This is a genomic window from Nostoc sp. FACHB-280 (assembly GCF_014697615.1).
Taxonomy (GTDB): Bacteria; Cyanobacteriota; Cyanobacteriia; order Cyanobacteriales; family Nostocaceae; genus Nostoc_B.
In genome coordinates, this window is record NZ_JACJSD010000038.1 from 44,962 (window position 1) to 56,771 (window position 11,810).

The window sequence follows — 11,810 nt, forward strand, 5'->3', positions numbered from 1 at the left end:
ATTTTATCATTATAGGTGCGTTGTAGAAAACTATGATACTCCATACCATCAAAGTAAATATTGAAGCTAGGATTAAGTTGAAAGTCTTGAATCATATTGTTATCCTTACTGGGGAAGATATAAACACTTATTTTGTTCTGCTAGCCTATTTGTGTGATAGTTATCAAGAATCATTTTCTTAAATTCTTCTCTTGTTGCTCGCAAGTCGCGGAATATTTTGTTAGTGGGATAGAAGAATACCGACTGTTGACGGCTGTAAAACCAGACCATTTGATTGATACTATAGGTATCATTGCTATCAAGCAGGACGTAACTAATTTGTTGGTAAAAATTTTCTAGAGAGAAGGGACGCTTTTTGGCAGTTGTTCGTACATCGATGAGAGTATTTCCAGCAATTATCTGGCAATCAGCACCTCCAAGATATTGACTTAAAGGGTATGAAGCATTGCAGGTAATATTCCCACTTACTTGATTAGCTACAGTTTGCCAAGTACGGGGTACAATACCGATAATTTGAGATGTATCTTGAATACTAGGAAGCCATTTTTTGAAATATTCTGGTTCAAGTTGAAGGGTTTTTTCTCCTTGTAGAAAGGGTTGAATAATCTCATGTATGTTACGGCTGCGTGCATAATTTTCTAACGCACCCAACAGCATACACTTTAGAGCTTCTTCTTCAAGGGAAGTTGAATTTGTAATACAGTAATCAAAAGCATATTCTATTTTGAGGGCTTTGGCTCCAACCTGAGCAAGACAATTAGTAAACCATGTTTTATCTTCATAGATGCTTCCTAGATACTTAGCAAGTGCTTTGGCGATCGCATTTCCTACTAATGGAAAATCTACACCATCAACTGGCCTGATAATTTCTTGATTTTCTAATAGTTGGTTATGGTTAGTAATCATTTTAATAAGTGTCTGGTTTAGTCTAGAGTCAAACCATCTCCTGATAGGTGAATTTCTGTTTTTTAATTCAGAGGTTAAGCTCACTTTTTGATTTTTCGCTTGAAATACTACATTGAGTATCTGCGTGAGCTTTACGTAGTAATTTCTCCTTGAATTGTGTAATTTAAAACAATGAACTAATCATTTAAATAAATGAAAAGCTTGTTGAATTTGAAATTTGCAACTGATGTCAATTTGCGGAACTTCTAAACCCAAGTTTTTATATTGCCAATGCAACTTTGCAAACTTGGTGACGGGTAATTTATCTAAACTCCACAATTCATCTCACCGCCAAGCCTGCGACTGTGGCGGTGAGATGAATTGTGGATCAAAAACGAGACACCTTCTGACCAAAATAGAGCGTAAGCGAAATCAAGGAAGAGGGTAGTTGAGTTTTTGACAAAATGGTATATTTGTTTATGTTGGAATATGCAACATAAATGCTGGTATTTGAGGCAAAACTTGAGGGACTGAACGAGCAGTATCAATCGCTCGACGAAGCGATTAGAACTGCTCGTTTTGTTCGTAATGCTTGCCTGAGATACTGGATGGACAATAAGGATATTGGGCGTTACGACCTCAATAAATTCTGTGCTGTCCTTGCTGCCGAAGTAAACTTTCCTTGGGTTGCCAAGCTCAACTCTATGGCAAGACAAGCCAGTGCGGAAAGAGCGTGGTCTGCAATTGTTCGATTTTTTGACAATTGCAAGAAATCTAAACCAGGGAAGAAAGGTTATCCACGTTTTAAGAAAGAACAGACTCATGGTTCTGTTGAGTACAAAACCTGTGGGTGGAAGCTCTCTGATGACCGGAGATACATCACTTTTAGCGATGGTTTTAATGCAGGAACTTTCAAACTTTGGGGAACTCGTGACCTGCATTTCTACCAGTTGAAACAGTTCAAACGGGTGCGGGTTGTGCGTCGTGCCGATGGGTACTACGCGCAGTTTTGCATTGACCAAGAACGAATCGAAAAGCGAGAGCCAACTGGTAAAACTATTGGTTTGGATGTGGGACTTAATCACTTCTACACTGATAGTGAAGGTAATCAGGTTGAAAATCCTAGACACCTGCGTAAAAGCGAGAAGTCTTTGAAACGCCTGCAACGCAGATTGTCTAAGACCAAGAAGGGTTCCAAGAACAGAGTTAAGGCGAGAAATCGCTTGAGTAGAAAGCACCTCAAAGTAAGTAGGCAGCGTAAAGACTTTGCCGTGAAATTGGCAAGGTGCGTAGTCCAGTCTAGCGACTTGGTAGCCTATGAGGATTTGCAGGTGCGAAATATGGTAAGGAACAGACATCTTGCCAAATCGATTAGTGACGCAGCGTGGACTCAGTTTAGGCAGTGGGTTGAGTATTTTGGCAAAGTGTTTGGTGTGGTCACTGTTGCTGTGCCACCTCATAGAACTAGCCAAAATTGTTCTAATTGTGGTGAGGTGGTGAAAAAATCTCTCAGCACCAGAACTCATGTTTGTCATCACTGTGGACATATTCAAGACCGTGACCATAATGCTGCAAGAAACATACTTGAGATAGGACTCCGTACCGTGGGGCACACGGGAACGTTAATAGCCTCTGGAGATATCGACCTCTGCGTGGGTGGAGAAATCCCTCCAAGTAAGTCGAGTCGCAGAAAGAGGAAACCCAAAGAGTAATCTTTGGAATCTCCCGCTACACCCGCGAGTTAGCGGAGAGAGGATGTCAAAGTTCAACTTCTCTTGACTTGGTTTTAGGTGCAGCAGCGACAGTTTGCTTTTGAGGGGAGGGTATGTGTTCAGTAGGGGTATATTGCTGCCGAATTTCTTCTCCTCGCCATGCTTGTAAGTCATTCATAATATCTTTAAGCGGAACAAAATCGACGACTGTTTCTCCCTGCTTTTGTGCCTCAGTTGCCTTATAGGTCATAATCTTGAAGTACATCTCTCGCTGGTCGGCAATTGGTAACTTGCCGTTGTTCTCATTTATCCGTTGTAGAATTTCTTCATTGCCTTGATTCATTGCCCCTCCCCAGTCAGGGCCACCATGCTTGACCATATTTGCCCATTCCTTGGCGATGTAGGGGTGAACTGTGACAGGCAAATCGCCAACTGCTTGTATTACTTGTTTTTTGGGTGCAGATGCGGCGGTGGGAGTAGATTGTTCGTTACCAAAGATTTGTTCCAAGTTGAGTTTGCTGGCGTTTTGGGCAATAAACTTAATTTGGTTGATATCGTACTCAGAGATATTCATCTTGCTGACTTCTTTGGTAATGCCGGCTTCGGTTTTAGTTAGGTCAAACCGGACAAGTTCATGAGTACCTTTTTCTTCGGTAGTTTTAAATAATTGCAAGCTGGCTCGATTTTTTTCGGGGTTGCGCGATCGCTTGATGGTAAATTCACCTACTGTAAGTTCTTCCTTATCAGCCTGGATGAGGACATTATTCAGGGTGTGTAACATCTCATTTTGTTTAAATACTTCCAGCGTTTTAATTGTGCCGGCAGGTGCAAGACTTCCCAAGCTGTTTGCTACATCACGGATATCGGCATTGTTGAGGTCAGGTAGCTTGCCATTGTCGCCTAAATATTCTGCCACCATGAGAAACTCCTGACGTTCAACAGGTAACATCTCTGTAGGCTTTTTCATGATTTTGGGTTCTTCTTTTTTGTTGAGTTTAAAATCCATCAAAGAGTTCTCCCACCCAAATAATTCATCACTGCGGCGATGAATGCTAACGGTGTCTCCCTGTTGGCGAATCACAAATGTATCGCTACGGTAAATACGTGAACCATCTTGTTCAAGAGTGCCGTATTTTTTTAACATTGCGATCGCAGTTTCAGCAATGTCTTTATTTTCCCCGTTGTAACGTTCTTCCTGCGCTTGTTTATTATTAATTTGATAAATAGGTACTTCAACCTGACGCGCCCACTGTTGCGCTGCTGGCTCTACATCTTGAGAATTAGCTACTTCTTGATAGGTAAATTCAGGTGCATATTTTTTTCGATTATTAGTTGCTTGCTCCTCTGGCTCTTGTATAAAAAACTGATTGGGAGTTACATTTTTATTTACCTCCTCTTCAGCTGGATTTTGAGATTGATGGTTACTAGTAACTATCCGTCGAATTTGAATAGTTTCTTCGGACTGTGCGATTTCTTCTTGAAGATTATTGACCACATCATCTTCAAGACTGTTATCTACCTCTATTTCAACAGATGAGTTTATTTCTTGATTTATGGGCGAACTGTTTTCATCTTGTATTAACTTATTGGTCGAAAATTGACTATCATCTAACGATGAATTGTCTTCTATAGCAGTTAAATTTTCATTATCATCTTTTGTATCTTTATAATTGTTAATAATGTCAGCAGATGGTGGTAGCAGCTTAATTAATGGTTCACTTGCCACATCTATTATTTCATCTGGAGTAAGTATTTCAGTGACGAGATTAGTTGTACATTTACCTTCGCTATTTTGTTCGTAGATAACGATTTGTTTTTCTGAACCATCTGACTCTAGATAAGCTGTAATTTTCAGAGTATTATCACTTGTTTGCTGATAATTATTATTTAAATTGGGTACATTTTCTACTAATCTTGCAGCAATTATTTGTGCTTGATAGTCAGTAAAAGGTTCAGTTTCTATTGTGTATTGACCTTCTACTAATACATCGGGCATTAACACAATATTAGTTTCTTGATTGCTTTTTATACTTTGACTGGTTAAATCTACCTTTTCCCATTTATATGCACCAGGGGTAGATTCATCAGGTACAAGATTGTAGATATCTTTGCCAACTTCAACGGCAATTTTACTTGCTTCTTGAGCTTCTTTGAGTTTTTCGAGAATTACTTTAGTTATCTTAATAAGTGCATTAATTAGGCTTTTACTTAATTCTCGACTTGTTTGAATTGCAGTATCGGCTGTACCTAAATATGATTCATTAATTTGAGTGTGTCTAGGATCAAACATATATTAAATATGGTGGAAATAATCTATAAATTCAAACAGTCTGACTGTGCTTTATAATAACCAGTTGGTCATCAAACTTAAAGTTTTTAGAAAAAGCTCTTGTACGCATCAACAGGTAACGGTGCATTGCCCGCTTGTACGGGTGCTTGTGGTATAGGGAACTTCCGATCTACTTCCTTGACTCGTAAATCTAAATCTTCCTGTGTCGGTTTTTTCTGGGTACTTTTTCTAGCAAGCTCTTTGATGAGTTTATCCCAGCGAGCGTCATTTTCTTGTTCTAATCCAATGATATATTTAGGGATTTTGATATTTTTTAATAGTGGTACTGAACCCTCATTTTTATTACTATAAGCCGGGTTGATAAATAGACATTTCCCAGGTGGTAATTTGAGGAATTGGGCTGGCTCGAATAGCTTGCGAGTCCGTTCTTGTTCGCTGATAGATGTGCTGGATTTACCCCCTCCCGTTGAGCGAGATTTTTGTTTATATTTAATTTCCTCTTCACCTAAATATGCAGAAAATAATCGTGCTGATTCTTCTTCACCAGGATTAAAAACAAATTTTGTACCGCACGCGCCAAGGATAGCTTTAGAGATTTCTTTACCATAAATCTTTTCAAGCTGACCCATATTTTGCCAACCCAGGATACCGCAGAATCCTTCGGAACGAGATTCGTTAAGCCATCTAAATAAATCTGGAAGAAAGATACTTGGCAACTCGTCAAGACACACTACTAATGGGCCATCTTCCTTACGTTTTTTGGCAATACTGCGGGAAACTACCATGTGAAGAATACTAGTCATCAGGGGGCTGACAGCATCGCGGCGTTCGCGGTCTAACCCGAAGATAATCATCTGTTTGCGTTTTACCTCCAGGGGCAAGGTTGTTTTACCAACAAAGCATCCCAATGTACCCCTTGCCATGAACCGGGTGAACATCAATGAAGCACTACCAGCAATACCCGCTACAGTTTTCTCTGAGCCAGCCGAGCTAAATAATTGACCAAAAGCTATCCTAATCCAAGGGTTTAGTTCGGCTGCCATCAAGCGTTCGACCATCTTCTCGCTAGAAAGTATTGCCGCAGCCGTCATAATATCAGCGCGATGGCTATGCCCGCCGGAGGCATCGCCAAACTCTTTAGTTAGCATTAAAATAGCCTGGGTCAACTGGTCGCCGGCGGGGCCAAAGAAAGCATCCTCAGACGCATTACCTAACAGGCGGAAGTTTTTGTTAATTACCGTAGCTAACTGCCGTGCGGTTTCAGCATCGCTACTGTCGCGCAAGAAATCGATTGGGTTACATACCTCTGATTCGGGAAATCCCGGTGCAAATATATGTACGTCATACCCCTTGGATTTGGCATAACTGGCGATTTTGGCTTGACTGGCATACTTAAAATCGTATAATACTATACCAAAGCCTTGGTCAATTGCTGAGTAAATCATCGGGTTGATAGCCGAGAATGATTTACCGCTACCGGGTGCGCCAATTACAGCAGTTCCGCGTTGGACATCGGGTACATAAACTGGAACTCCGCCACCCCCCTTGGGTAATTTTTGACCCTTGTATTTGTGTACTCCAATATATAAACTGGCACTATCGCACTTAGGAGCGACGATTTGCTTGAGGGCTTTTTTCTTAGCTTGAGCGGTTTCCTTTGCTCCACCCCAATAGCTAGTAGCAAGCTTGCCTTTTTTACCATTACTAAAAAGCTGTAAAAGCAATAATAAGCCAATTCCCCCGGCCAGTGCCAAACCTTGAGTTGACATGAACTTATCTGTATACTTACTAAAGTCAGTATTGCTATTTTTATGAGCAGCTTTTACTTCTCTAACTGTCTTAGTTTTAGCAGTTGCAAATAGATAATTATTCATATTAATCTGTATTAATTGCATGAGGAAATCGAAGAAATATGCGGTGAAGTGAAGTTGCATATTTCTTCATTAGTTATCTGGTGTGTCCTCTCCAAGTCAAAAGTTAAAGAGGATAAATTCTTTTATGATTGCCTTTTTACTTGTTAATTTTTAGGTACGGTGAGGGGCGTACCAAGGATAATTGGGTCTATCTCGCGGTAGGTGAAGAAGGGAACTGGGCCAATGAAGTAGGGCGAGCAACCCAAGTCAACCCATCCCCGTTTGCAGATACGGAAGAACATCGCGGTGGTGATACTGCCGTCCGCTTCGTTAATGTCCCAGATGACTTGTTTAAATGATTTCCCAAAAGGATGGCGACCTGTGGGTTCTTTGCCACCGTTGAGACTGCCCAAGATGCCGAATCCGCCTTTAACGTTTTGGTCTTTGCCGGACATCCATTGTGCGCCAGTCACAATATCGCTTCCCGAAACTTCGATGTGACCACAGGTTTTCTCGCACGGGACATTAAACCCAGCTTGATAGCTACCGCTTATTGACTTCCAACGTCCGCTTTCAAGCGAACCGAGGGGTAGGTCTACTTTGCCGATAAAGCTAACATCGGGGATGGGAACACTGGGGAACCGATCGAACGGTACATCAGCTAATCCCGGAACCTTACCAATTGTTGTGTTTTGCCAGTTAGTAAAGTCTTTTAGCTGTGCATCCTCAATACCAGGGATGCTGGTGAGTTTATATTTATCAAGTTTGACATACTCACCAAGTTCCACTTCTCCGAGTTGGGGATAATTGTCCAGCACCTCACTAACAGTTTGGTAGCTTGCGGTGCTGCCTGTTACTTTGGTCACTAGTTCTTGAATCGGGGGGATGGCTCCGACTTCTGAATCTTCTAAATTAGGAATTGCTTCGGCGAGGTCTTCAAGTGTTTGCCAATTGAGTGTTTCAAAATCTGACAGTTTGAGATTTTTAAGTTGAACGCCCGTGATGTCAGCGATATCTCCAAGCGTGAAATCTTCAATCTTGAACTCGGTTGCTTCAAAATCGCCCAGTTCCATGACTTCAGCAAGGCTTTGTCCGGCACTCCAGGTGCGTGTTTCCTTCATACCAGGGTTTTTGATATTAGGGAATTCAACGCTGCCAGCACCGCCAAATTTCATGTTTCTAAACGTGATACTGCTCCAATCGGGAGTAGGTGCGCCATTGACGTATTTTGTTGCAACGGGCTGTGGCTGTTTGGTTTGTTTTGTCTTATCTATCGAAGTGTTCAAATTTGAATACTTCGATGGAACTGTTTGAGCTACCGCTTTTTCGCCGAATAAGAGACTGCCGATATTATAGCTACCTCCATATCGGATTAATCCGTGTAGGGCAAGCCCAGCAATAAGTCCTGCAACCATTAGGTAGCGTAATTTATTAAATTTTTCCATCCGATACTCAAGCCCTCGGTTGGTTTTGTTGTGAGTAGTTTCCTGGCTTGCAGCTCTCACTGGTACAATCGCAGTGACCTCTGGTGTAGTATCTAAAATTTGGTTGTTAGCGGCCAGATTTTCGGTATACATCACTATTTATTTAAAACTTGATTTACCTGGATTTGTTGTGAAAGGGTTATTACGCTGTGGTGGTATTTCTAACAAGCGCTTTCCACCCAGTAGCATGAGTTTTTCAACCAATTGCATTGATACTCCGGCAGTGCTGGCGGCGACGACAAGTTCTTCTCCTTGCGATCGCAACTCCACAAGTTGGTTCAGACGCTTCCAGAGCTTGCTGTCTGTAGTAACCCACTGGTTTTTTAGAGCAACTTGCATCCCTTTGGCGATATGTCTGCTATCAGATAATGCGGTGTAACTGACCTTTGGTTTTACTTCTTCAGGTTTGCTGGGAGTATCGCCAATAATTTCAATTTGGCTGTACTCTGGTGTGCCACTGCCCGCTACAATTCGGAAGTGATAGCTTTTCCTTGTTGAGCCAGATTCGGTAATCACCGTCATGTGCGCCCCGTAAGGAGCTGGTGGTAAACCGGGGATTTTGACTGTCTCGATGCGGCGAATGTGAATTAGTCCTGCACCCGTACTGCTTCCAGAACACTTACCTAAGCCCTCAAGACATCCGTCTACATCAAAAACAAACCTAGATGGGTCATCCAGCCAGATTTTCTTGATGATTTCTCTGGTGTTGTAGAACGATATTGATACCCCATGTCCAGGCCAGACCTTTACTGTCTGCAATTGGGCATTTTCCCCTGACACCTGGGACGCTGCAACTTGACGGATAGTATTTGCTAGTACAAGTTGGTTTGGTGCAAGCATGGTGGCGATGGTGAGGCATCCACCAAAGGCGATTGCGCGGAGCGCAGTGCCAGAGGCGATCGCCTCTGGCATCCTTAAACTAAAATCGGCTATATCTCTTAGTTTCACAGCTTGATTGACCTATCGACTTTGATTGTGATTTTGGTGTCTTTAGGCACATACCAAACATTGGGACGGCGGTTGATTTCGTCAGTAGCACGTTCTGTACGCTTGCTGATTGTTTCGCCAAGTTTGCCAAAAGCACCTTCAAGGAAAGCAGCTCCCAAGTTGCGGTTGTTATTGCGGCTGCGAGTTCTTGTCCCACCTAAAGGCAAATCTTCTGTGACTTCTTCATCCGGCTGGTTAATAATTTCCCCTACCTTGGCAAGACCAGCTATTGTCCCTAATGTGGCATCATATTTGGCAATTTCAGATCCCTTGTCGTCGTAAGGTCTGGCGATTAGGGGTGAACCCGCCTCTCCCAAAACTGATATCGTTCCAGGTGATAGAGGATATTCTGTGCCGTCTTTGAGGATGGCCGCGACTTCGGCACGCACACCTGATGTGCTATCAACCGAAATCATAGCGATAGTTACCTGTGTTCCGGCGGGAATGGCTATTTCCCCAGTATTGCTATAAAGCGGCTCGTCCAACCGGGCGACAAACCGTAATGTATTTGTCTGCTCCTGGGAACGACTGTTATTACTGGTTTGGGGCATAACGAGTGGAGTTACTAGGGTTGCACTTGCAAACGAACCGACAACTAGATACTGCGGTTGTGTTTCTTGGAGTATCTGCGCTTCTTCTGGCAGGTAGTTATTTGCAACTTGCTCAACTTGCAGAGTAGAGTTGTTTTCTTTATTACTAGCAAAACTGGATTCTACGGTCTTTTTTTTGTCAAGTTCTAAGCTAATTTGTGGCTGTTTCACCGAGAAACTATAAATCACTGGCATGGCTTGATTGTTATCTTTGTCACTAGTATTGCCATACTCAGGAGTACTATCATTTGTGGTTATAGGTTGCCAACGCGGGCGCAGTTCTTCAACTTGATTAGGAGTATTGGTAACTGTTTCGGTATTCTCGCTGCGTCGGCTACGACGACGACGGGAGCGATCGCTATTTTGTTCTGCTGGGCGTAATGTTTCTTCAGTTTTAGCTGTAACTTCTGCTACTGTTGTGTTTGTAGGTTCACTGACAGTAGTACTGGCTAGCATATACTCAACTCGACCAACCGAACCCAGGTTACGCAGGCGTTCGAGTTCAGCTATTGGGTCTTTGGCGACACTCTGGTTGCTAGCAACTAATTGTTTAGCAAATTTTGGCAGAGGAGCGCTAGGACGCAGAGGTGGTATTGGCTGTGAGGCGACTACTCTACGTGTTGGTCTAACAGGTTCGGATGTTGCTTCCCGGTATACACGTCTTCTGGAAGTAGGGGGAGTTTCTTGAGCAACTACCCTTCGTTGTCGAATAGAACGGGTTTTCTCTTGGTTTTTGGCTTGTTCTTCTTCAGTAGCTTCTTTTTTCTCCTCTTTGTCTTCCGTGTTAGCTTTACCATTTAGGGCATCCAGTTCTTCCTGTTGCTTGGCGAGAGCAAGCTTGGCATAAACATCGCCTTCTTTTTTCTCAGATGCGGCAACCGTGGGAGTTGGAGTAGTAGTTAATTCTGGTTTTTTTGCGTTTTTACCACTCCCATTCATCATGCCGTTGAGGACAACAAATATAACTAGAAACCCAGCACCAAATGCACCACCAATAATTCCTAATCTTGACCAGGGAGATGTAACAAAGTCGTGTTTAGTTTGGATTAACGCGGGGTCTTCTACTTCAGTTTCATCTTCTTCAACCACCTCAAATTGTGAATTTTCAACTTCATCTTCTTCTGTACTATCGATTGGTAAAAGACTATTTACAGAAGATATGTGTTTATTGGAAGCCTCATTTTCTAGCTGTAACATAGTTCTATGCTTGATTAATTATTTTTATTTCTTGCCGAGGTTATAATCAATAATTTGAGTAATTTCTAAACCTGGTTCTCTTACTAAATAAATTTTCTTATCGAGTTCAGTTGGCTTATTTGGTAATTTGGGAGTATCAATAGCTTCGACAGTGATTGTTTTGTTAAATGCAATTCCTCTGCCTTGGTTTTCGTTTCTATTAAAGCTTACGAGCGTAGCGATATAATCAACTTCCCACTGTCCATCCTTAATTTTTCTGGGTTCAGAGATATGGCGGGTGACGAGCGAAACTTGAACTTCACCGTTAAATACACCACTTGGAACGATTTCTGCTAATTTCTTGAGAAAGTTTGCCCGGAAATCTTGATTTTCAGATAGTGCAAATGCAGCTTCCCAGGCTCTAGTCGGAATTTTTTTTCTACTATTTTTTGTTGTTTGAATATCTATTCCCCTATCAGGTTTAGTGACATTTTCGCCATTCTCTGTTGCTTCGATTATTCCGTTCCAACCGAACATTTTAATCATGCTATCTGAGATAAAGCGTTTGATAGTTTCGGCTTCGCGTTCATTAGGAGCGGCAAATTTACCAGGTGAAATAGACCCATCTTGGAGTTGAACAATCGTCATGCCTTTGACATGATGATTTGTACTAGCAGTCATGCCAATATTTATGATTTGCAATAGGGTAGATAAGATAGTTCCTCCTGCTGTAACCGCGATCGCCATTGCAATAGGTGTGGAGGTAGATTGACCATAACTGAGAAGCCGAGCCGGTTGAGATTTAGACTTAGGTTTAAGCATATTTATTTGTT

At 42.1% G+C, this 11,810-nt stretch carries 8 protein-coding genes; 1 reads left to right on the forward strand and 7 read right to left on the reverse strand.

What is annotated here, in order from left to right:
• Window positions 1-105: 105 nt before the first annotated feature.
• Window positions 106-906 (reverse strand): hypothetical protein, encoded by an 801-nt coding sequence (locus H6G75_RS23810; protein WP_190982417.1) that lies wholly within the window; start codon window positions 904-906, stop codon window positions 106-108.
• A gap of 479 nt (window positions 907-1,385) precedes the next feature.
• Here H6G75_RS23810 and H6G75_RS23815 point away from each other — a divergent pair, with 479 nt between their 5' ends.
• On the forward strand, window positions 1,386-2,597 hold the full coding sequence (locus H6G75_RS23815; RefSeq protein ID WP_190982418.1) for an RNA-guided endonuclease TnpB family protein: 1,212 nt from the start codon (window positions 1,386-1,388) through the stop codon (window positions 2,595-2,597).
• A 46-nt stretch (window positions 2,598-2,643) separates the two neighbouring features.
• On the opposite strand, the gene H6G75_RS23820 is transcribed toward H6G75_RS23815, so the two are convergent.
• The 6 genes from H6G75_RS23820 to H6G75_RS23845 all read right to left on the reverse strand — a co-directional run bounded on the left by H6G75_RS23820 (window position 2,644) and on the right by H6G75_RS23845 (window position 11,799).
• Window positions 2,644-4,887 (reverse strand): hypothetical protein, encoded by a 2,244-nt coding sequence (locus H6G75_RS23820; protein ID WP_190982419.1) that lies wholly within the window; start codon window positions 4,885-4,887, stop codon window positions 2,644-2,646.
• A gap of 86 nt (window positions 4,888-4,973) precedes the next feature.
• A complete protein-coding gene (locus H6G75_RS23825) occupies window positions 4,974-6,761 on the reverse strand; it encodes a type IV secretory system conjugative DNA transfer family protein (RefSeq protein ID WP_190982420.1) in 1,788 nt (595 codons plus the stop codon).
• A gap of 143 nt (window positions 6,762-6,904) precedes the next feature.
• Window positions 6,905-8,317, reverse strand: coding sequence for a hypothetical protein (locus H6G75_RS23830; RefSeq protein WP_190982421.1), 1,413 nt, complete (start codon window positions 8,315-8,317; stop codon window positions 6,905-6,907).
• Between the two features lie 6 nt (window positions 8,318-8,323).
• The gene (locus tag H6G75_RS23835) at window positions 8,324-9,172 is read right to left on the reverse strand and encodes a hypothetical protein (RefSeq protein ID WP_190982422.1); all 849 of its coding nucleotides are present in this window, start codon (window positions 9,170-9,172) and stop codon (window positions 8,324-8,326) included.
• Window positions 9,169-10,998 (reverse strand): TrbI/VirB10 family protein, encoded by a 1,830-nt coding sequence (locus tag H6G75_RS23840; RefSeq protein WP_190982423.1) that lies wholly within the window; start codon window positions 10,996-10,998, stop codon window positions 9,169-9,171. The genes H6G75_RS23835 and H6G75_RS23840 overlap by 4 nt, the downstream gene beginning before the upstream one ends.
• A gap of 24 nt (window positions 10,999-11,022) precedes the next feature.
• Window positions 11,023-11,799, reverse strand: a complete 777-nt coding sequence (locus tag H6G75_RS23845; RefSeq protein WP_190982424.1) for a hypothetical protein — start codon at window positions 11,797-11,799, stop codon at window positions 11,023-11,025.
• Window positions 11,800-11,810: the final 11 nt, after the last annotated feature.